At 64.1% G+C, this 20699-nt stretch carries 20 protein-coding genes and 1 tRNA gene; 9 read left to right on the forward strand and 12 right to left on the reverse strand.

Annotated elements, in window-relative coordinates:
* Positions 1-894, reverse strand: an 894-nt coding sequence (locus C437_RS08245; RefSeq protein ID WP_004516478.1) for a CARDB domain-containing protein, incomplete at its 3' end; no start/stop codon positions are given.
* A 364-nt stretch (positions 895-1258) separates the two neighbouring features.
* On the opposite strand from C437_RS08245, the gene rnz reads away from it, so the two are divergent.
* Together rnz and C437_RS08255 are read left to right on the forward strand one after the other, a co-directional pair.
* Positions 1259-2194 carry a ribonuclease Z gene (gene rnz, locus C437_RS08250; protein WP_004516479.1) on the forward strand — a complete coding sequence of 312 codons (936 nt, stop codon included), beginning with the start codon at positions 1259-1261 and terminating at the stop codon, positions 2192-2194.
* Between the two features lie 42 nt (positions 2195-2236).
* Complete coding sequence (locus tag C437_RS08255) at positions 2237-3310, forward strand: Gfo/Idh/MocA family protein (RefSeq protein WP_004516480.1); 1074 nt, start codon at positions 2237-2239, stop codon at positions 3308-3310.
* Here the strand turns inward: C437_RS08255 and C437_RS08260 are convergent.
* The gene (locus C437_RS08260) at positions 3307-3915 is read right to left on the reverse strand and encodes a DJ-1/PfpI family protein (RefSeq protein ID WP_004516481.1); all 609 of its coding nucleotides are present in this window, start codon (positions 3913-3915) and stop codon (positions 3307-3309) included. The genes C437_RS08255 and C437_RS08260 overlap by 4 nt on opposite strands.
* Positions 3916-4023: 108 nt before the next feature.
* On the opposite strand from C437_RS08260, the gene C437_RS08265 reads away from it, so the two are divergent.
* Together C437_RS08265 and C437_RS08270 are read left to right on the forward strand one after the other, a co-directional pair.
* A complete protein-coding gene (locus C437_RS08265) occupies positions 4024-4902 on the forward strand; it encodes a PhzF family phenazine biosynthesis protein (RefSeq protein ID WP_049919695.1) in 879 nt (292 codons plus the stop codon).
* 59 nt (positions 4903-4961) lie between these two features.
* A complete protein-coding gene (locus C437_RS08270; protein ID WP_004516483.1) occupies positions 4962-5333 on the forward strand; it encodes a VOC family protein in 372 nt (123 codons plus the stop codon).
* 27 nt (positions 5334-5360) lie between these two features.
* On the opposite strand, the gene C437_RS08275 is transcribed toward C437_RS08270, so the two are convergent.
* The 4 genes from C437_RS08275 to ilvA form a co-directional block, all read right to left on the reverse strand.
* Positions 5361-6839, reverse strand: coding sequence for a polysaccharide biosynthesis protein (locus tag C437_RS08275; RefSeq protein WP_004516484.1), 1479 nt, complete (start codon positions 6837-6839; stop codon positions 5361-5363).
* Between the two features lie 469 nt (positions 6840-7308).
* A tRNA-Ser gene (locus C437_RS08280) sits at positions 7309-7392 on the reverse strand.
* Between the two features lie 29 nt (positions 7393-7421).
* Positions 7422-7625, reverse strand: a complete 204-nt coding sequence (locus C437_RS08285; protein WP_004516485.1) for a hypothetical protein — start codon at positions 7623-7625, stop codon at positions 7422-7424.
* Positions 7626-7798: 173 nt separating this feature from the next.
* Complete coding sequence (gene ilvA, locus C437_RS08290; protein ID WP_004516486.1) at positions 7799-9010, reverse strand: threonine ammonia-lyase; 1212 nt, start codon at positions 9008-9010, stop codon at positions 7799-7801.
* A gap of 288 nt (positions 9011-9298) precedes the next feature.
* On the opposite strand from ilvA, the gene C437_RS08295 reads away from it, so the two are divergent.
* Positions 9299-10933 carry a potassium channel family protein gene (locus C437_RS08295; RefSeq protein ID WP_004516487.1) on the forward strand — a complete coding sequence of 545 codons (1635 nt, stop codon included), beginning with the start codon at positions 9299-9301 and terminating at the stop codon, positions 10931-10933.
* Positions 10934-11491: 558 nt separating this feature from the next.
* Here C437_RS08295 and citZ read toward each other — a convergent pair.
* Entirely contained in the window at positions 11492-12637 is a 1146-nt protein-coding gene (gene citZ, locus C437_RS08300) for a citrate synthase (protein WP_004516489.1), read from the reverse strand.
* A 235-nt stretch (positions 12638-12872) separates the two neighbouring features.
* Here citZ and C437_RS08305 point away from each other — a divergent pair, with 235 nt between their 5' ends.
* Positions 12873-14096 (forward strand): potassium channel family protein, encoded by a 1224-nt coding sequence (locus C437_RS08305; RefSeq protein ID WP_049919696.1) that lies wholly within the window; start codon positions 12873-12875, stop codon positions 14094-14096.
* A 7-nt stretch (positions 14097-14103) separates the two neighbouring features.
* On the opposite strand, the gene C437_RS08310 is transcribed toward C437_RS08305, so the two are convergent.
* A complete protein-coding gene (locus C437_RS08310; protein WP_449271424.1) occupies positions 14104-14355 on the reverse strand; it encodes a DUF7536 family protein in 252 nt (83 codons plus the stop codon).
* Positions 14356-14454: 99 nt separating this feature from the next.
* Here C437_RS08310 and C437_RS08315 point away from each other — a divergent pair, with 99 nt between their 5' ends.
* Positions 14455-15411 (forward strand): succinylglutamate desuccinylase/aspartoacylase family protein, encoded by a 957-nt coding sequence (locus C437_RS08315; RefSeq protein WP_004516492.1) that lies wholly within the window; start codon positions 14455-14457, stop codon positions 15409-15411.
* 144 nt (positions 15412-15555) lie between these two features.
* Positions 15556-16626, forward strand: coding sequence for a pyridoxal-phosphate dependent enzyme (locus C437_RS08320; RefSeq protein WP_004516493.1), 1071 nt, complete (start codon positions 15556-15558; stop codon positions 16624-16626).
* A 1-nt stretch (position 16627) separates the two neighbouring features.
* Here C437_RS08320 and C437_RS08325 read toward each other — a convergent pair whose 3' ends face one another.
* Both C437_RS08325 and C437_RS08330 read right to left on the reverse strand, forming a co-directional pair.
* Positions 16628-16831: a hypothetical protein gene (locus C437_RS08325; protein ID WP_004516494.1), complete on the reverse strand. Its 204-nt coding sequence runs from the start codon at positions 16829-16831 to the stop codon at positions 16628-16630.
* A 519-nt stretch (positions 16832-17350) separates the two neighbouring features.
* Entirely contained in the window at positions 17351-18616 is a 1266-nt protein-coding gene (locus C437_RS08330; protein WP_004516495.1) for a tRNA(Ile)(2)-agmatinylcytidine synthase, read from the reverse strand.
* Between the two features lie 127 nt (positions 18617-18743).
* On the opposite strand from C437_RS08330, the gene C437_RS08335 reads away from it, so the two are divergent.
* Positions 18744-19712, forward strand: a complete 969-nt coding sequence (locus tag C437_RS08335; RefSeq protein WP_004516496.1) for a transcriptional regulator — start codon at positions 18744-18746, stop codon at positions 19710-19712.
* A 54-nt stretch (positions 19713-19766) separates the two neighbouring features.
* Here C437_RS08335 and C437_RS08340 read toward each other — a convergent pair whose 3' ends face one another.
* Positions 19767-20015, reverse strand: a complete 249-nt coding sequence (locus C437_RS08340) for a glutathione S-transferase N-terminal domain-containing protein (protein ID WP_004516497.1) — start codon at positions 20013-20015, stop codon at positions 19767-19769.
* 85 nt (positions 20016-20100) lie between these two features.
* Positions 20101-20652 carry an orotate phosphoribosyltransferase gene (gene pyrE, locus C437_RS08345; RefSeq protein ID WP_004516498.1) on the reverse strand — a complete coding sequence of 184 codons (552 nt, stop codon included), beginning with the start codon at positions 20650-20652 and terminating at the stop codon, positions 20101-20103.
* Positions 20653-20699: the final 47 nt, after the last annotated feature.

A 20699-nucleotide genomic window follows, 5' to 3' on the forward strand; every position in this document is an offset into this window, starting at 1 on the left:
CGTTGGCGGGCGGCTCTTCAGTTCGTTGGCGGGCGGCTCTTCAGTCTCGTCCGCTGGCGGCTCTTCAGTCTCGTCCGCTGGCGGCTCTTCAGTCTCGTTCGCGGGCGGTTCTTCAGTTTCGTTGGCGGGCGGCTCTTCAGTCTCATCTGCTGGCGGTTCTTCAGTCTCGTTCGCAGGCGGCTCTTCGGGCACGTCGGCTGCCGGCTCGATAGTAATCTCGGCGAACGCACCGTCGTCGCGCGTGAAGACGCTATGGATGTACGTATCCGGCTCGACACCGGTCGTATCGACGGTAAACGTCACGTCGCCAGATTCGTTCGCGTCGAGAGACACAGACTCGGAGGCAAGCGGCTGGCCACCCAGTCGGAACTCGACGGTCTGGGTCGTGTTGAGGTCGTTCGGGTTGGCGACGGTCGCGTCGACGGTGATGTTGTCACCGGCGGTCGCGTTCGTCGGTGCGTCGAGGCTCTCCAGCGTGAACGAGTCAGAGATAGTAACCGCGGCGACCTGCCCGTCGTCGCTGGTGAAGACACCGTGACGGTAGTCACCGGGTTCGATGCCGGTGGTGTCCGCGGAGAACTGGACTGTCGCGCTCTCGTCAGACTCAAGCGTGACGAGCGTCCGGTCGACGACAGCGCCGTCGAACCGGAATTCCACGGATTCAGTCACCGCGGTGTTTTGATTGTTGGTGACCGTCGCGGCCACGTCGGCAGTCGAGTTGGGAGCGACGCTCTGGGGTGCGGTCAGGGAGTCGACAGTGACCCCCGTGTTCGCGGCCTGTTCTAACGGCGATTCCTGTTGCGCTGTCACGCCCGGTACAGCCCCGACCTGTGCGGTGAGGCCGCCGACGACGAGTAGCGCAACGAGAACGGCGAGTGTGCGAGTTTGTATCATGATTCGGTTCTGCGGTGATCGGAAAGCAATGCGAACGATGCAATGGGTGAGTGACACATAAACCGCGGAGACAGTTCAGAGACGCATAATAACCTGCTAAGCCGTTCTCTATTGTTGCCGAATCAGGAAAGTGAGACTGAACGATAGCTTCCTGAGATTAAGTTGTTTTGCTGGTCATTAAATTCTCGGTGGAGACAGCGTGAGGTGACGGAAATCAGCCGGTATTTTGCCTCAGTACGGCTACCCATGTAATAACCACACAAGCGCCTGCCGCAGTGATCCACCCGAACATGACGCCGAGTGCTAACTCGCCGGTGACGACGCCCTTTCGACACCGGTTTACCCGTCGACAGTCGAGGATGCGATGACCATGCGCGTGACGTTTCTGGGGACGAGTGGGGCCGTGCCGACGACCCAGCGCAACACGAGCAGCATCTTCGTCAACCGCGACGGCGACTACCTCCTCTTCGACTGCGGCGAGGGCACGCAGCGACAGATGATGCACTTCGGGACCGGCTTCGCCGTCGACCACCTGTTTGTCACGCATCTCCACGGCGACCACGTCCTCGGGATTCCGGGCCTGCTCCAGACGTGGGACTTCAACGAACGCGAACGCGCCATCGCCATCCACACCCCAGCGGGCACGCGCGGAAACATCAAACAGCTCATCCAGGCGAACGGGACGACCCCCTCGTTTCCCGTCCGCATCAACGAGGTGTCGGCCGGCGATGTAGTCCTCGACAGACCGGAGTACGAAATCCGCGCTATCGAGACCGAACACCGGTGTGCCAGCGTCGGATACGTCCTCGACGAGGACGACCGGAAGGGGAAGTTCGACCGGGAGAAAGCCGAGGAGGAGTTCGGCATCCCGCCGGGGCCGAAATACTCGAAGCTCCACCGCGGCGAGGCCATCGAACACGAGGGCGAAACCATCCAGCCGGAGGCCGTCGTCGGGCCGCCCCGTCCCGGCCGACGCTTCGTCTACACCGGCGATACGCTCCCAACAGAGAGCGTTATCGAAGCCAGCGAGGATGCGGACCTGCTCGTCCACGACGCCACTTTCGCCGAGGACCGGAAGGAGCGGGCGAAGGCGACAGCCCACTCCACTGCTCGTGAGGCCGCCGACGTAGCGCGACAGGCCGGCGCGTCGACACTGGCGCTGACGCACATCTCGACCCGCTACGCCGCGAGCACCGACCAGCTCGTCGACGAAGCCCGTGACGCGTTCGACGGTGAGGTCGTGCTCGCCGAAGACGGGATGGAGCGGCGCGTCGAGTTCCCGGACGCGGACGAGTACTGAGGAGATAGTGCAGCATTTATTCCTTGAAGCAATAGCGGAGCCATGACATACCGATTAGTCCACGTCGGTCTGGGGGGCCAGGGGTCCACCTGGGCGACGGACGCGATCCCGCCGAACGTTCACGACGACCGAATCGAGGTCGTCGCTGCGGTCGACACCGACCCGGAACGGCACGAACTGGCCGAGCAGGAACTCGGACTGTCGCCCGATGAGTGTTACACCGACCTCGAAACCGCGCTCTCGGAGCGCCCGGCGGATATCTGTTCTATCGTAACGCCGCCGTCGACCCACGAGGCCGTCGTGGAGACAGCACTCGCCCACGACCTGCACATCATCTCGGAGAAACCGATTGCCGATACGCTGGAGGCGTCGGTCCGCGTCGCAGAGAAGGTCAACGAGGCCGGCAAGAAGATGGGCGTCACGATGAGCCATCGGTTCGACCAAGACAAGGCGACGTTCCGTCGTGCCGTCGAGGAGGCCGGCGACATCGATTATCTGACAGCCCGGTACACGGGGAACGTCCGCGAGCGCGGCTTCTACGCCGACTACGTCTACGAGATGGAGAACATGCTGCTGCTCGACGGCGCAATCCACCATCTCGACATCCTCGCGTCGCTGGCCGATTCGCCCTGTGAACGGGTGTACGCCGAGACGTGGACGCCCGACGGGGCCGACTACGACGGTGACTGCACCGGTCTCGTGACGCTGCACTTCGCTGACGGGACCCGCGCCCAGTACGAGGGTAGCTACGCCAACGCGACGACGCTGAACGGCTGGGGCCACGAGCAGTTCCGCGCCGAGTGTTCGGACCAGACCGTCGTCCTCGACCGCCGTGATGTCGAGCGGTTCCATGCTGACGACTACCACACCGGGAACTTCGAGAGCATCGGCAAGGGCGACGGCGAGACGGTGCCACTGGCCGAGCGCCCTCACTGGAAAAACGCCTGGCTCATCGAGCAGTTCTGTGACTGGATCGACGGCGGTGACCCGATGCCGACGAACGTCGACAGCGTCCTCCAGTCGATGGCTATCGTCTTCGCCGCCATCGAAAGCAGCGAGACCGGCGAGGCCGTCGACGTGCAGGCGCTGCTCGAGGACGCCCGCGCGAACGCCTAGCGCTCGCCGCGGAACACGTCGTCCCGTGGTTCGTACTCCATTTCTTCACAGACAGCGGCGGCCACGTCGTCGCCCCACTCGCGTTCGACGAGATGGACGGCGAGGTCCAGCCCGGACGTGACGCCGCCGCAGGTCAGGACGTCGCCGTCGTCGACAACTCGGGCGTCGACCACGGTCGCGTCGGTCGCCCGCAGGTCCTCGATTGCGCCGCCGTGGGTCACTGCGGGGCGGCCGTCGAGTAGGCCGGCTCGGGAGAGGACCATGCCGCCGGTACAGACGCCAGCAACGGTCGCGCCGCGGTCGTGTGCCGCCGCGACGGCCTCGGGTAGCTCCCCGCGTTCGGTTTCCGTCCAGACGCCGGCCTCGCTCCGGTCGTTCCACCCGCCGCCGGCCACGACGAGCAGGTCCGGGGTCACGTCGGCGAGCGGGCCGTCCGGCTCCACGCGGAGTCCGTGGCTTGCGGTGACCACGTCCGAGTCGCGGACCGAGCGAAGCGTCACGTCCCACGACGCGCCGAAGCGCGCCGCGTTCTCGAACACCTCGTAGGGGCCGATGGCGTCCAGTTCGTCGAACCCGTCGAAACAGGCGATTGCGACAGCGTCCATGCCTGCAACAGGGCTGACGGTGGCAAATAGCCCGGTGATCCTGTGTTACTTGTTGCCAGTTTACTACCGTCCGGAGTGTTCTTTGCCGACGCCGCCAAGCGAACAGGTATGTCCCATCCGTTTCACATCGTCGACGTGTTCGCCCGGGAGCGATACACCGGGAACCAACTCGCCGTCGTGACAGACGCCGGCGACCTCGGTAGCGAGGAGATGCAGGCCATCGCCGCAGAAATGAACTACTCCGAGACGACGTTTGTTACGGGCGAGCCGACCGACGGTTCGTGGCCGGTCCGCATCTTTACGCCTGCCGCCGAGATACCCTTCGCCGGCCACCCGACGCTCGGAACGGTACAGGTCATCCGGGACCAGCTGGCTGAGGGGCAACCAGAGACGGTGACGCTTGACCTGCCTGTCGGCGAGGTTCCGGTCGAAGTGCAAGAGCGCGACGGCCGCGAGACCCTGTGGATGACACAGCAGGCCCCCGAGTTCGGTGAGCAGTTAGCCCACGAGGACCTCGCCGGCGTGCTCGGCCTGTCGGTCGACCGGCTGGACCGCGACTGGCCAGTGGAAGTCGTCTCGACGGGGCTGGCAACAATCGTTGTTCCGGTGGCCGACCGCGACGCGCTGGAAGCTATTAATCTGGACCGGGACGCCTACGACGCCGTGACCGGCGACCGCGACGCGAAGAACGTCCTCGCCGTCTGTCGGGAGCCGCGAAGCGAGGACAATGACCTCGCAGTCCGCGTGTTCGCGCCGTTCTACAACGTTCCGGAGGACCCCGCGACCGGGTCCTCGAACGGCTGCCTGGCCGCGTATCTCGCTCGCCACGAGATGCTCGGAAGCCCTGCCGTCGAGGCCCGTGTCGAGCAGGGCTACGAGATGGGACGGCCGTCGCTGTTGCATCTCTCGACTGACGGCAGCGGCGAAGATATCAATGTCCGGGTCGGCGGCAGCATCGTGCCCGTCGCTCGCGGCGACCTGCTGTAACTGGCCGCGCCAGCCGCGTTACCGCCACACTCATTTCGACCCGTCCACAACGGCGCGGCATGGATCTCGCACACACCGCTATCTGCGTTTCGGACCTCGACCGTGCGATAGAGTTCTACGGCGCACTGGGCTTCGAGGAAACGAATCGGTTCACGTTAGACGGCGTCGAGAACGTCTATCTCGGTCGGGACGGCGACGGTGACCTGCAACTGCGCTACGACCCGGACCGGACCACCCCGATTGCCCCGAACCGCGCCGACGTGGACCACATCGCGTTCACCGTCGACGCCGTCGAGGAGACCTACGAGACGGCCATCGACGCCGGCGCTGCGCCGGTCCTCGAACCGACGGAAGTCGAGCGCGCCGAGGCCTTCGCCGCGTTCGTCGAGGACCCTGAGGGGTACACGCTAGAGTTCTACCACTGGCTCTGAACGGCAGCAGCGACGAACGGGCGGCGCTCACCCGAACAGGGAACGAACCCGGCTGCGCCACAGCGTTGCCGTCCGAGCGGCGACGAGGCGGGCCGGTGTGGACACGGCGACGAGGAAGCCGCCGAAGCCGACGAGACACGTCACGGCGGCCACGCTGGCAACGACAGTCGGGGAGAGGCCAGCGCGCGCGAGGCCAGCGACGACACCGGTCGTGAGTGCAAACGAGACGCCGAGGCCGACGGTGAGGGCTGTTGCTACCGTGGGTTCAAGTGGGATTCGTCCGAAGACGGCACGGGAGTAGTAGAGGACGTACCCGAAGATGACCAGATTCATCACGCCGTACCCGGCGGCCCCGGCGATAGCCCCGAACTCCGCACCGAATATCGCTGGGATTGGAACGCTGAACACCAGTCCGTAGAGCTTTGTGCGGAAGCTCACGCTCGGTTTTCCGACACCCTCCATGGCATGTGACGTGAGCGTCCAGAAGCCACGGAGGATGTTCACGCCGCCGACGAGCAGGACAGTCGCCGAGAAGACGCTTTCCGAGCCGGTGAAGGCGATTCGCGCGACCACGTCGTGTGCAGCCAGCAGGTAGCCGAACACGACGAAGGTGACGCCCGTTCCACCGGTGACCGCACCATCAAGATAGGCAAGCTGCGTGTCGCCTACAGAGGAGTCCCCGCTGACCTTCGTGAGCAGCGGGGAAGAGAGATGCCAGGAAATCGTCGCGCCGAAGTCGGCGAACCGGTCGGCGGCCTCGTAGATACCGACGGCCGCTGGCGTCGCGACGACGCCCAGTACGTACACCGGCATGTTGTACGACAGGCGGTCGAAAATCTGGTCCGGGATGCTCCACTTGGCGAAGTCCCAGGCGCGCTCGACGGCGTGTCGGTCCGGCAGCGTCGGGACGACACCCAGCGCGACGGAGACAGGACCGAGCACCGCCAGCCGGATGCCGGCCACGACCAGCAGCAGGTCGACGGCGGTCGTCAGCATCGGGGCCAGCGCCAGCAAGACGACGAGTTGGATGGCGCTCTGCGTGCTTGTGAGCCACGTCTCTACGCTCGGGTAGCCGATGGCACCGACCAGACTCGACACAATCATCGACAGCGCGACCGACAGCGCGTACAGTCCGATGGGGGCGAGCAGCCCCGGCGAAACCACCGTGTTGCGGACGATTGTGCCGGCCAGCGCGGCCACGGCCACACCGACAATGAGGAGATATCCGAGGGCAAACAGCGCTGCTAGACCGAGATACGGGCCGACAAGTTCCCCCCGTTCACTGCCGACCTTCTTCAACGCCTGGCTGATGCCTCGAATCGGACGCAGGACCAGCGAGACAGAGAGGGCGATAAAAAAATAGGTCCCGGTCGCCGCAGGCGACGTGACGAGCGCGTAGACGATGCCGCTGAGCACGAACAGCGTCGTCGACACCAGCGCTCCGCTGGTCGTCCGAATCGAGGAGTCCAGCAGGTCGATCTCGTCGCCGTCACGCTGTTCGACCATCGGCTAGCTGTCGGGGCTGGACCCGGGAAAACGGTGCGGTGACGCGCCGCCGTCGGCCGGGCGTTGCTGTACGGTACTGTGCGGCGAGCGAAGCGAGCCGTTTCACCGGAATCGCCGCTCGCGGCGGTTCCGGTCTTTTTCGCCCACGTTCGTCAGAGCAGAGCTCTGACGCAGCCCATCAGAAGTCTTTGACTTCTGAGGACGTTTTTGCGCGGGGGTTGAGGGCGCGTAGCGCCTGACCCCCCGTGGAAAAGGGTGGTACGCCAGAACTGGGATTTGAACCGGTGGCGAGACGTTCCGGGGTGCTCGCTTCGCTGTGCTTCCGGGGCTGCGACTCGCGTGCTCAAATCCCAGGCAGTGAGCGTTTCGTGACTGCTGATTCGGTCGTCGCTGTTACTCCTCTCGCAGTCAGTCACAGAAAACGCCCGTTCACGTTTGCAGAGGGTCTCGCTCCGTTCGAACCTCGCTACGCCAGAACTGGGATTTGAACCCAGAATCCCAAATGGGAACACGCTTTCCAGGCGTGCGCCTTACCAGATTCGGCCATTCTGGCACGTACTTCGAGAGTGTGAGGGCGGGCGATTAAGGGCTTTCGTTTCCGAACAGCCGTGGCTGCAAACGGTAGGAGGCAAGCGTCGCCCCGGTGCCGACGGCGACGGCGACGCCAGCTTTGACCGGTATCGACACCGGCGTCCCGGCCAGCAGCTCGTAACCCTGGATGAGAACCAGAAACGCGAGGCCGCCGACGACGCCCCACAGGAGGCTGGCCTTCGTTCGCGGGTCCATCAGTGCCCCCCGCTCCGTGCTGTTGTTCCGGTTGGTACTGTCCGTGCGGGCCGTCGCATACACGAAGCGGTGGCCGCTGCGGCTAAAACCCCGCCGAAATCAACGCAGAACCGTGACAGGAATTACCACCGAGAAGACCTCGACGGGAGCAGTTCGAACGCAGACACTCCGAGTCAGACGAGCACGTCGACCTCGTACCCCTCGTCAGTGAGTGCGTCGATGAGTTCGTCGACGTGGTCGTGGCCACGGGTCTCAAGATCCAGTTCGACCTCGGCCGAACTCATTGCCACGTCGCGACTGGTCCGGTCGTGCTCGATGCCGTAGATGTTGACCTGCTCGCGTGACAGGACCTCGACGAGTTCTTCCAGCGCACCGGGTCGGTCCTGAAGGACGGTCCGAATCTTGAGATAGCGGCCGGTCTCGACCAGGCCGCGCATGATGACGTTGGTCAACATATTCAGGTCGATGTTGCCACCGCACAGCGCGGGCACAATCGTTTCGCCGTCCTCAAAGTCGAACTTCTCCTCCATGACGGCGGCCAGCGCCACGGCACCCGCGCCCTCGGCAAGCGTTTTCGAGCGCTCTAACAGCGTCGTCAGCGCGACAGCAATCTCTGAGTCCGACACCGTCACGACCTCATCGACGCGGTCGCTGATCACCTCAAACGTCTGCTCGCCGACGGTACGAGTGGCGATACCGTCGGCGATGGTCTCGACGCTGTCACGCTCGATACGATGGCCCTTCTCCAGAGACTCGGCCACGCTGGAGGCTCCATCGGCCTGTACACCGATGACGCGGATGCTTTCGTCCTTGCCTTTGAGCGCCGTTGCGATACCGCTGATGAGTCCGCCGCCGCCGATAGGGACGACGACCGTATCTACACCGGGGAGGTCCTCGTAGATCTCCAGTCCGATGGTTCCCTGTCCCGCCATCACTTTCTCGTCGTCGAAGGCGTGGACGTAGGTCCGACCCTCCTCGCGCTCAAGTTCGTGAGCGTGTTCGGCGGCCGCGTCGTAGTCCCGACCGTGGAGGACCACGTTACCGCCGTAGCTCCGGGTCGCCTTCACTTTCGAAACTGGTGCTCGTTCCGGCATCACGATTTTCGAATCGACGCCGATTCGCGTGGCGGCCAGTGCGACCCCCTGAGCGTGGTTGCCGGCACTCGCCGTGACGACACCAGCTTCGCGTTCGGCCTCTGAGAGCGACGCAATGCGGTTGGTCGCGCCCCGGATTTTGAATGAGCCTGTCCGCTGGAACAGTTCGAGCTTGAGATGGACATCCGCGCCGGTCATCGCAGAGAACGTATGCGAGTAATCGAGCGGTGTGTGTCTGGCCGTTTCAGAGACGGTATCCTGTGCCGCGAGAACATCCTCAAACGAGAGCATGGGAGTGGCTATTCACCGCACCATGTTATACTGTCGGCCGACTATACGGTATCGACGGCCGCGATAGCCGCAGCTGCTCGGGTAGTGTACTGAAACGGAAAGGGGGGAGCGTGTGACTGCACGCGGGGAAACGAACGCGATTAACTTAAATCTCGTCGTAGCGCGGTGAAAGTGAAAGTGCAAGACTGCGGCCGGATAAGGTCACTCACTCCTATCATCCGAACCGACAGACGGCCACCAGCGAGTCGGACAGAACTGTTTTACAGTCGGTATCCCAGAAAACAGTAGATGGATACCTGGCTGCGACGGACCCTGTTGTACATCGTCGCGCTTGGCGGCATTATTCTGGGGTATGCGTTCGCGTACGACTACGGAATGGCGACGTTCGAAAACGACCCGCAACCGTTCCTGCGGTCGCTTCGCGTCGTGGTCGAAACGTTCACCACGACCGGATACGGGTCGGACGCGCCGTGGAGCACCACGGAGATGCGGCTATTCATTATCGTGATGGATATCACCGGCGTCGTACTCATCTTTCTCGCGCTGCCGGTGTTGTTGTTTCCGCTGTTCGAGGAGGCGATGGAGACGACAGCCCCGAGCACGGTCGAGAACGGCCTCAACGACCACGTCGTCATCTGTCAGTTCTCCCCCCGCGGTGAGACGCTCGTCACCGAACTGGACACCTGGGGTGTGGACTACGTCATCGTCGAACCAGACCGGAACCGGGCAAACGACCTCTACGAGGACGGGTACTACGTCATCCACGCCGACCCGCAGTCCGTCGACGGGCTTGAACGAGCACATCTGTCGTCCGCCCGAGCGCTCGTCGCTGACGCGTCTGACCAGGTGAACACCAGTATCATCCTCACCGCCCGCGAAGTCGACGAGTCAGTCCAGACCGTCAGCGTCGTCAAGGAGCCCGACCGCGCGAAGTATCACGACCTCGCCGGTGCCGACGCCGTCCTGTCGCCGCGTGGCCTGCTCGGCGAGAGCCTCGCCAGCAAGGTGACAACTGGCATTTCGACGACGCTCGGGGACTCAATCGAGATCGGCGAGGACTTCGACATCGCCGAACTGCCGATCCACCGCGGGAGCGACCTCGTCGGGACGACGCTGGCCGACAGCGGCATCCGCGAGGAAACCGGCGTCAACGTCATCGGCGCGTGGTTCCGCGGCCAGTTCGTGAGTCCGCCCGACCCCGACGCCGAACTCGACGGGAGTACGGTCCTACTGGTGTCAGGGACTGAGTCCCAACTGGAACAGCTCAAGGAGATGACACTCTCCAGCGTGCGTGGCTTCCGCCGCGGGGAGACCGTTGTCATCGGCGCCGGCGAAGTCGGTCAGACGATCACATCGGCGCTTACGAACGCCGGGGTGCCGCATACGGTGCTCGATCAGGCCGACGGGCCGGACGTCGATGTCGTCGGGGACGCCACGGAACCTGAGGAGCTTCGGCACGTCGGCGTCGGCACAGCCAGAACGGTTATTCTCGCCCTGTCGGCGGACACCGACACCGAGTTCGCGACGCTTGTCATCCGTGACCTCAATCCGGACGTCGAAATCATCGCCCGCGCAGAGGAGAGCGAAAACGTCCAGAAGATGTATCGGGCGGGCGCTGACTACGTCCTCGCGCTGTCGACGGTCAGCGGCCGGATGCTCGCCTCCACGATTCTCGAAGACGAAGACGTCATCTCGATGGACCAGCAAGTCGAGGTCATCCGCGTCACTGCCAACGGGCTCGGGAATACGACGCTCGGCGAGGCCGATGTCCGCTCACGGACGGGCTGTACGGTCGTCGCCGTCGAACGGAACGGGTCGGTCATCACCGACCTCGGCCCCGACGTGACTATCGAACCGAACGACAAGCTCGTCATCGCCGGCACCGACGACGGCGTGACGCGGTTCCAGTCGGTGTTTGGCTAACCACCTTTTTCCACGGGGGGTTCGGGCGCTACGCGCCCTCAACCCCTGCGCAAAAACGTGGTCCTCGTGAGCGGAGCGAACGAGGGCTCGAAAGACGAGTGACGCGAGTCTTTCGGTGGCGAAAAAGGCCGAACGCTCGCTACGCTCGCGTTCGGTGAACCGCTCACTTCGTTCGCGGACAGTCGCTACGCGTCCGTTACCGCAGCGTTCGATATCAGAAAAATTCGACAGGACATAGGTCCTGTGCTGATTCCGGGAACCGGCGGCGTCGCCGCCGGATGTTGGCCGCCCTGCCCTGCCCCGGTTCGCGCGATGAAACGCGCTCACGGCCGCCAGTACTTCACTCTTTAGACGAGCAGTAGCGGAACGGGCCTATCGCTCCTCAAGCGGCACGAACGTGGTCTCGTCGGGGTTCTTGCCGACGTAGCGAGCGCGCGGGCGGATCAGGCGGTCACCCTCCACCTTTTTCCCGTTCGGATGGCCTGCGGCCATCGCTCACGGCAAAAACGTGGGCGAAAAAGACCGAGTGCTCGCTACGCTCGCACTCGGGACGGTTTCTTACCGCTCGTCCAGCGGCACGAACGTGGTCTCGTCGGGGTTCTTGCCGACGTAGCGGGCGCGCGGGCGGATCAGACGGTTGTCCTCGATGTACTCGAAGACGTGCGCGACCCAGCCACCGACGCGAGACATCGCGAAGATGGGGGTGTAGATGTCGATAGGGATGCCCATCTGGTAGTACGTCGACGCGGAGTAGAAGTCGACGTTCGGGGCCAGGCCCTTCTCTTCCATGAGGTAGTCCTCGATGGTAGTCGACATCTCGTACCACTTCAGCGTCCCGGCGGCCTCGCCGAGTTCCTTCGACCGCTCGCCGAGAATCTTCGCACGAGGGTCCTTGACGTTGTAGACGCGGTGGCCGAAGCCGGAGACGCGACGGCCCTCGTCGAGGGCGTTCTGGACCCACTCAAGTGGGTCAGATTCGGCGTCGTCGACTTCTTTGAGCATCTCCATAACGTCCTGATTGGCACCGCCGTGGAGCGGTCCTTTCAGCGTCCCGATGGCGGAGGTGACCGCGCTGTGGACATCCGACAGCGTCGACGCCGTCGTGATAGCCGAGAACGTCGAGGCGTTGAGGCCGTGGTCGGCGTGGAGCACAAGCGCCTGATCGAACACGTCGGCAAGCACGTCGTCGGGCGCCTCGCCGTTGAGCATGTAGAGGAAATTCGCCGCGTGGTCGAGATCGTCGCGAGGTTCGACGGGCTCCTTGCCGTCGCGGATGCGAGTAAAGGCCGCGATGATGGTCGGAATCTTGGCCGTGATCCGTCGGCCCGTTTCAAGATTGACCGTCTCGTCGGTCGGCTCGGCGTCTTCGGGCGCAGGGTCGAACGCCGAGAGCATCGACACCGCGGTCCGGAGGGCTGCCATCGGGTTCTCGTCCGCTTCGGCGAGTTGTCGCACGGTCGAGATGACGTCGTCGTCCACGTCGCGTGCCTCCACCATCGCCTGCTTGAACTCGGAGAGCTCGTCCCGGTTCGGCAGGTGGCCGTGCCAGAGCAGGTACAGCACCTCTTCGTAGCTGGCACCCTTTGCGAGGTCCTCGATGGTGTACCCCCGATACACGAGTTTGCCAGCGTCGCCGTCGATAACGCTGAGTTCGGACTCGGCGACGATGACACCCTCGAGTCCCTTCTTGAGGTCGTCGGACATACGCAATCTCTTCCCTACCTTCCGGGAAAAACATTTTCTTTCTGAGCGTGTGTGGCACAATGTCAGGAACAGTTATTGAACGAGTGTCCAGCGGATTCGGCACATCACTGGGGCTATACTCCAATGTTGCACCCATACTCGTATGCAAACGGCCAGTCGCAGCTGATGTCGGGGGGCGCGCTACCTCGCCTCACAGTGAGGAACGTTTTTGCTCGGGGCCGTCGAACCGGCGGCTATGGACCTGACAGGGACGGTCGAGTACGAACCGGTCAGCGTCAAGCAGGTGCTGGCCGAGATGAAAGACACCGCCGAGTTGCTCATCGACCTCTCGTACTCGGCTGTCCTGCTGGGGAGCGACGATGTGGCCGCGGAGGTGCTGGAGTTGGAGGAGAAGATGGACGTCCTCCAGTTGCGCGCACGCATGAGCCTCCTGATGGCCTGTCGCTCGACGGCGGACGCGGAAGCACTGGCCCCCGTCCTGGGGATGGTCGGGGCCGCAGAGAAAATAAGCGACGCCGCTGGTGACATCGCCAAGGTGGTACTGGAGGACATCGGCCTGCCGGACACGATGCGGGCGGCGCTACCCGAGGCGGTCGAGACGCTCGTGCGGGCGACAATCGGTTCTGAGTCCGCACTGGCCGGCGAGACGCTCGGAGGCCTCAATCTCGAAACCGAGACTGGCGTCCGCGCGCTGGCGGTTCGCCGGCAGGGGACCTGGCTGCTCAACCCCGACCGAGAGACGCGCCTCGAAGTGGGCGACGTGGTGCTGTTCCGTGGCCCCGAAGACGGTATCGCCGAGGTGTATCAGGACGCGACTGGCGACGCGTACGAACCGCCGGCACCACCCGAGGGCGGCGTCCGCGACCTCGAACGTGCCGTCGACTCTATCGTCCTGATGAAAGACATGGGCGAGCTGGCAGTCGATTTGGCCTACGGCGCGGTACTGTTCGACAGCACGGAAGTCGCCGAGGAGGTCGTCGAACTCGAAGCCGAAGTCGACGCGCTGCAGTCCCGGTTTGAGGCCTGGACGCTCCGGGCTGCCGCCGACATCGACGACCCGGTGTCGCTTCGGGGACTGGTGCACCTAGCCCGGTCGACGGAAGTCATCTCCGATGCCGCGCTGGAAATGAGCGAGGGCGTCCTGCGAGGGCTATCGACGCATCCGGTCGTCGCGGAGGCCGTTCAGGAGTCAGACGAAGTCATCGTCCGGGCGACGGTGTATCCCAACAGCGACCTCGCGGGGACGACCATCGGCGACGCGGAAGTCAAGACGGCGACCGGTATGCGGATAATCGCGATACGGCGCGGGGCCGGAGAGAGCCAGCGGACCGGACGTGAAGGCGGTGACTGGGTCGTCTCACCGGGCCCGGAAACGCAGCTCCAGACGGGCGACGTACTCATTGCGAAGGGGACTCGAACCGGCGGCGACCGGCTTACGGACCTGACAAAGGGAGTATAGCGTTCTGCTACTGTCTGGCGAGTCGCACGGCCGAGACAGCCGTAAACAGCGCTGTCAACAGCCCACCAAGCGAAGTCACGAGGACGAACGCCAGCGCCACGTAGAAGCCAATCGGCCGTTGGGCCCCCGGCAGGACGAACAGGGCGAACAGCCCCGCCGTGAACAGGCCAGCGAGCACGAAGCCGACTGTCGCGTTGCGTGGCACGTTCAAGGCCGCGACCATCGCCGCTTTGCCGCTCTGTGGCTCGGACTGGGACACACCGACTCGTAGGGTCGGCGGCCACAAGATGCCGTCGGTCCGGCGCAACTGCTGCTGTAATCCGAACCAGTAAAGGCTCCCAAGGCAAACGTGAGAACAATGGTTACTTTCGGTACGGCGACCGCCGCTCCCGGTGAGAAGGACACGGGGCGGCTGGAGGTCGGTGAGACCCGCGACGGGTCGACGTTCGGGCTACCGGTCGCCGTCGTCAACGGTGTCGACGACGGACGGACGCTCTACATACAGGCGGCCAGCGACGGCGACGAACTAAACGGCGTCGGCGTCATCCAGCGGACGCTCCCGCAACTCGACCCGACAGAGCTGTCCGGGACGATTCTGGTCTGTGGCGTCGTCAACTACCATGCGTTCCAGGTCGCCGAGCACCGCAATCCGGTCGACGACACGAAGATGAACCGAGCGTATCCGGGCGACAAAACGGGGACGTCGAGCGAGCGCATCGCCGCGGCGACGTTCAACGCCGCCATCAGCGCCGATTACGTGCTCGACTTGCATCAGGGCTCGACCTCGCAGATGATCGACGAGGTGCGGGTCCGGTGTGGCACCCGCCATCGCCTCCACGAGGAATGTCTCGAACTGGCGAAAGTGTTCGGCTGTGGCTACATCCTCGACCAGAAAGGCCCCGACGGGCAGTTGGCCCGCGCTGCCCCTGACGAGGGCGTTCCGACGATCGATCCCGAACTCGGCGGCTGTGTCGGCTGGGACGAGCAGTCAATCCAGCGGGGCGTCGACGGTGTGTTCAACGTCCTGCACTACTACGGGTTCCTCGATGGCCACCACGACACCCGTCCCCAGACCCGTGCCTCCGGCTTCGAACAGTACGGCTCCCCGGTCGGCGGCCTCATCGACCTCAAACCCGACCTCGGCGACCGGGTCTCCCGCGGCGAGACGCTGTTCGAGGTGACCGACGTGTTCGGCGAGCCGAAGGCCGAAATCACCGCCGACTCAAGCGGCGTGTTCTGGCGCGCCCGCCGGCTCCCGCAGGTCGCGACCGGCGAGTACGTCTGTTCAGTCGGGACGAACATCGATACCTACTAGAACCCACTTTTTACTTCGAGGGGCGTCCTCGGCCGCGGAGCGGCCACCCGGCCATCGCTCTGTCCGCTCCGCTGCGGCCCCAGACCTCGATTTTGTCGTCTGAGATGCCGCCGGTTTTTGAACGGGCAGTGCCCCAGTGGTCCTATGCGCACCTGTAGCGTCTGCGACCGGGAGTACCCGCGTGAGGAACCCTGGCGGTGTTCCTGCGGGGCTCCACTTGATTACGCCAGTCAGCCACTACCCGACAGCCGACCGGGGCAGTTCTCACGGACCAGCGGCGTCTGGGACTTCGCCGAGTTCCTCCCGATGGACGAGCGAGTCAGTCTCGGTGAGGGCTGGACGCCGCTGGTCGATGCGCCCGAGTGGGACGCCAGCTTCAAACTTGAGTCGCTCCACCCGACAGGGAGCTTCAAGGACCGCGGCGCGGCGACGGTCATCGCCGAAGCGGTCGAAGTCGGGGCCGACCGCGTCCTCGAAGACTCATCGGGCAACGCCGGGCTCGCAGTCGCATCCTACGCGGCACGAGCGGGACTGGACGCAGAGATATATGTTCCCGCGAGCGCGAAGGAGTCGAAGGTTCGCCGGATCGAGCGAACCGGAGCAGACGTAATCTCAGTCGAGGGCAGTAGAGAGGCCGTAACCGCGGCCTGTATCGACGCCGTGGAAAGCGGATCGGGCTGGTACGCCAGCCACGCCTGGAACCCCGCCTTCTTCGCTGGGACGGCGACGGCCGCTTACGAGATTGCCGCCCAGCGAGACTGGCACGTCCCGGATTCCGTCGTCACACCGCTTGGTCACGGGACGCTGTTTCTCGGCCTCTATCGGGGATTTCGGGCGCTTGAGCAAGCTGGGTGGACGGACGCTATCCCGCGCATACTGGGGACACAAGCGGTCGGGTACAGTCCTATCGCCGACGAGGACGAGGACGGGGGTGTCCCGGACAATGCCGCTGCCAACGACCTCGCCGATGGCATCCACATCCGGGACCCGCCGCGCGGCCAGCAAATACGGCACGCAATCGAGGCAACCGGTGGTGCCGCCGTTGCCGTCTCCGCGGCAGCAACGGAGCGGGAACGTGATCGGCTCGGTGCAGCGGGATTTCACGTCGAACCGACGTGTGCGACGGCGACAGCGGCGCTACCCCGGTTCAGAGAGCGGGGGGAACTCCAGGACGGTGACGACGTGGTTGTTGCGTTGACCGGACGAAACGACTAGCCTACCGCATCAGCAGCGTCGACACCGGAAAGTCGGCATCGACGGAGAGCCACTGGTCCTCTACGTCTGCCGTGTCGACATCTGGCGCGTAGCAGATGAGTCGCTCGCTGCCGTCGGGCCGGGAACGGACCACGGCAGGCAGCGTTCCCTCGTCGTCAGCAGCCGCTGCCGTCACCTCACTCGTCGACCGGGTGTCGGAGTCCATGTCCCGATTCACGACAGGTATCACTATTGTTACCAGTCGATTATCGGGCGTAAGGACTACTGAACGTCGTCGAGAGAGACGAGACGGTCAGACGAAACGGCCAACCAGTTCGCTGCTAGTTCCGAGCCCGTGCTGCGGACGGAAACAGGATTGAGGGCTGGCCACCACCCGCAGCAGGCTCACGTTCGACAGTCAGTAGCGTCTCGGCAACTTCGCCGTCTGTCGTATTTCGCCGCTGGTATCCGAACACTCAGTTTTCATGGCCGCACATAGCTGTATATCAACATTGTTATCCGTAGTTTAAATTGAGGTATATCTCCGTATTACCGGAATATTCGTGGTGCTTACTCACCAGTAGCCGGTTCGAACCAGATAGCAGCTGGGACTGGTGCCGCGATCAACCACTGAGCAAGCGGTTACGCGACGGGATCGCGTCGCGTGCGAACTGCTGGAGCCCATTTCGGAAGCGTGTCGGCTTCGGGGCCAATAGTGGCCGGGATCACAAGACACCACTCTGCCTCAGCGGGACGGGTGGGTGGGCGCGTCGAACCCGCCACGGACTAGCGGCTTCGCGATGTGGCGGCGTCCGACCGGCGGCACTTCGTACCACCCGCATTCCAGCCCCCGCTCGATGGACTCCGTGATCTTGCCGTCAGCGCTGGTCCCGCAGTCCCGACACCGATAGCCCTGCTTCCGACCGGCAGATTTCATCGACCGGCCACAGTCCGGGCAGTCCGGCGTGACGAGTTCCGTCCGAACGAGTTCCCGGACCGCAAACTTCTCCAGTTTGAGCGTGCCGTCGGTCACTTCACCGCAGGCGGTGATTCGGTCGCCGACCCTGAGCGACCGGACCCGGTCGCGAAAGTCCTTTGTCGGCTCGAAGGCCGCACAGTCGAGAGTCGTCCCGTCGCCTTCGAGCGCAAGAAACACATGTCCCCCTGCCCGCGTTTCCGGGGCTTCAACCACTGTCCCGGTGACACGGTAGGCGCTGTCGGCCGTGACCGCGTCGACAGCGGCGTCCTGTAGGTGCGCATCTGTCCCCTGATTCGTCACGAACGTCGCCCGGCGGGCGATGGGTTCGCTGTCGATGGCGTCAGCGACGGCGCGACAGGCGTCGGGATCGTCACCGCGAATCCCGTAGAGGATCGGACACGGCGTCCGCGGCACACAGACCGGATAGCCCGACGTGCGGTCGACGGTATCCCACACGTCGGGGTAGTACTCCTCGGCCGCAACGCGAACGCTCTCGCTGTCGACCGACCGCTCCGTTCCCCACCGGTCTTGCTCCCGGTAGGCGATGTGTTCGTAGGTCCAGTCCGATAGTTCGGCCCAGGCCCCGACCGCCGCGAGCGCACCGACGAGTCCGCGGCCGTTGCCCCGCTGGCACCGGGCGAACCCGACCACGTCAGCTAGCGTCGTCGCGGCCATCGGGTCCTGTATCGACTGAATCGTCTCGCGAGCGAACGTTGCGACCTGCGGCGGGACGGCTTCGGGGTCACAATCCGCGACGACAGCGCCGGGATTGGTACGGGGGTCGTCGGTCTCGGCCATGTCGAGCACGTCTGCGGCCAACCCCAGCGCGGTGTCGGCGTCGAGATCCGTATGCACCGCCAGCGCCGCGTTCCCGCGGGTCTTGTGTTCGACAGCGGGGTTCAAACGGACGAGGAGCAGTCGCTCGACAGCCCCCCCAGCGTTCCGTATCGACTCGGCGAGGGAAGCGGCGGCGTAAGTCGTACACATTCCCCGTTCGCGCGAGTCCGTATCATCGAGACCGACGACAGTCACACTACTCTGTAGCCCCGAGGCGGTCAAACGCCTTTCGTCACGGGCCCAGTTCGGCCTGAAAGGGCAACGGACGGCGCAATACATATAATGGGTGAGCGGGCTAGACTCAGTAGAGGTACAGAGTACTATGTCACGGTCGGCGCTGGTAGAAAACGTCATGGCGATGCTCGAAGACGCTGGCTTCCTCGTCAGCGACCGCTGTGCGATTCGTCCGAAGAGTTTCGACATCGCTGCCCGTCGCGGTGAGGACGTGTTGCTCCTGAAGATACTGGGCAACATCGACGCCTTCGACGCACAGACCGGCGGCGAGATGCGGCGACTGGGCACCTACCTGAACGCCACGCCGATTGTGATCGGCCTCCGAACGCGCGACGAAGAGCTAAAACCCGGTGTCGTTTACTTCAGGCACGGTGTCCCCGTGCTGTCGCCCGACACCGCGATGGACCTGTTCGTCGAGGAGGTCCCGCCGCTCATCTACGCCGCTCCGGGTGGACTCTACGTCAACATCGACTCCGAGATCCTCGCCGACGTACGTGAGAATCGGGACTGGTCGCTTGGCCGACTGGCGAAGGAACTGGGCGTCTCCCGCCGGACAGTTTCGAAATATGAGGACGGAATGGATGCATCCGTGGAAGTGGCCGCCGAACTCGAAGACCTGTTCGACGCGCCGCTGACCTCGCCGGTGAGTGTCCTTGACGGCGCTGAAGAAGTTCGGGACGACGAGCCGACACCGGACGACCCCGATATCGCACCGGAGGACGAGCCGATCGTGACGGTGTTCACTCGTATCGGATTCGAGGTCCACCCGACGGACCGCGCGCCGTTCAAAAGCGTCAACGAAAGCGACGACGAGCACGGACAGGTCCTTGCCGGTCACTCGGCGTTCACCGAAACGGCCGAGAAACGGGCCCGCATCATGTCCTCGGTCGGCGAGGTGACCCGGACCCGGTCGGTGTACGTCGTCGACGAACTCCGTCGGGAGTCCGTCGAGGGGACCGCTCTCATCGAAAAGGAGGAGATGGAGAACATCGAGGATGCCATCGACCTGCGGGACCTGATTATGGAGCGCGGCGAGGACCGCGAAGAGGTCGCCTGAGCCGGCGCTATCAGTCTTCGCAAGTGAAAACGAGACCAACCGCAAGCGCTGGGTCTACTGCCCGTACGTTTCTTCGAGATACTCGACGATGTCGTCGGATTCAGGCATCCCGTCGACGCCGTTGTCCGTGTCGACGAGAACTGGAACGCCGGTCTGGCCCGAAATCTCCTTCACTTCGGTCCGCTCGCCGTGGGACCGTGGAACCATGTGGGATTCATACTCGAGGCCCAGCTCGTCGAGTTTCTTGATTACTTTCGCACAGTACGGACAGCCCTCGAGTTCGTAGAGTTCGAGATTAGCCATTACAGCCACGGATAAGCGAGCCAGCGTCAAGAACACATCGGTGATGTGTCCCGACCGCGCAGGGGCAAGAGCGGTCCGGCCAGCGCTACACGTCGATGTCGTCGGGCGCGTCGGCGAGCAGGTCAGAGGCGGTCACGAGCGAGGACAGTTCGAGGTCGTGGTCGGCGAGGTTCTCGCTGGCCCCTTCCTCACGGTCGACGACAACGAGCACGCGGTTAACCACAGCGCCGGCCTCGCGGAGCGCCTCGGCGGCGTCGACCGCGCTCTGGCCGGTCGTCGCGATGTCTTCGAGGATGATGACCTCCTCGCCATCGGTCAGATCGCCTTCGATGCGGTTGCCCGTGCCGTACTCTTTGGCCTGCTTGCGGGCGATGACGTAAGGGATACCGGTCTCGACGCTGGTGACCGCGACCAGTGGGACCGCACCGAGGGCAACGCCGGCGAGCGTGGCGTCCGTGTCCCACTCGGCGATGCGTTCGGCGAAGGCTTCGGAGATCAGGTTCAGACAGTCGGGGTTGGTCTCGAAGACGTACTTGTCGACGTAGTAGTTCGATGTGCCACCGTGGGAGAGCTCGAACTCCCCGAACTTGACGGCGTCAGCGTCCCGCAGTGCCGCGATGAGGTCGTCGTTTGCCATACGCTCACTGAACGGTCACGGGGCTAATGACTGTTGAATTCGGACAG

It is taken from the genome of Haloarcula vallismortis ATCC 29715, from assembly GCF_000337775.1.
Taxonomy (GTDB): domain Archaea; phylum Halobacteriota; class Halobacteria; order Halobacteriales; family Haloarculaceae; genus Haloarcula; species Haloarcula vallismortis.

Coding starts and splice junctions, on each gene's coding strand:
- C437_RS08315 (WP_004516492.1), top strand. CDS start 14,455: ATGGTTACTTTCGGTACGGCGACCGCCGCTCCCGGTGAGAAGGACACG.
- ilvA (WP_004516486.1), bottom strand. CDS start 9,010: ATGCTCTCGTTTGAGGATGTTCTCGCGGCACAGGATACCGTCTCTGAA.
- C437_RS08255 (WP_004516480.1), top strand. CDS start 2,237: ATGACATACCGATTAGTCCACGTCGGTCTGGGGGGCCAGGGGTCCACC.
- rnz (WP_004516479.1), top strand. CDS start 1,259: ATGACCATGCGCGTGACGTTTCTGGGGACGAGTGGGGCCGTGCCGACG.
- C437_RS08295 (WP_004516487.1), top strand. CDS start 9,299: ATGGATACCTGGCTGCGACGGACCCTGTTGTACATCGTCGCGCTTGGC.
- C437_RS08260 (WP_004516481.1), bottom strand. CDS start 3,915: ATGGACGCTGTCGCAATCGCCTGTTTCGACGGGTTCGACGAACTGGAC.
- C437_RS08275 (WP_004516484.1), bottom strand. CDS start 6,839: ATGGTCGAACAGCGTGACGGCGACGAGATCGACCTGCTGGACTCCTCG.
- C437_RS08270 (WP_004516483.1), top strand. CDS start 4,962: ATGGATCTCGCACACACCGCTATCTGCGTTTCGGACCTCGACCGTGCG.
- citZ (WP_004516489.1), bottom strand. CDS start 12,637: ATGTCCGACGACCTCAAGAAGGGACTCGAGGGTGTCATCGTCGCCGAG.
- C437_RS08325 (WP_004516494.1), bottom strand. CDS start 16,831: ATGGACTCCGACACCCGGTCGACGAGTGAGGTGACGGCAGCGGCTGCT.
- C437_RS08265 (WP_049919695.1), top strand. CDS start 4,024: ATGTCCCATCCGTTTCACATCGTCGACGTGTTCGCCCGGGAGCGATAC.
- C437_RS08335 (WP_004516496.1), top strand. CDS start 18,744: ATGTCACGGTCGGCGCTGGTAGAAAACGTCATGGCGATGCTCGAAGAC.
- pyrE (WP_004516498.1), bottom strand. CDS start 20,652: ATGGCAAACGACGACCTCATCGCGGCACTGCGGGACGCTGACGCCGTC.
- C437_RS08320 (WP_004516493.1), top strand. CDS start 15,556: ATGCGCACCTGTAGCGTCTGCGACCGGGAGTACCCGCGTGAGGAACCC.
- C437_RS08285 (WP_004516485.1), bottom strand. CDS start 7,625: ATGGACCCGCGAACGAAGGCCAGCCTCCTGTGGGGCGTCGTCGGCGGC.
- C437_RS08305 (WP_049919696.1), top strand. CDS start 12,873: ATGGACCTGACAGGGACGGTCGAGTACGAACCGGTCAGCGTCAAGCAG.
- C437_RS08340 (WP_004516497.1), bottom strand. CDS start 20,015: ATGGCTAATCTCGAACTCTACGAACTCGAGGGCTGTCCGTACTGTGCG.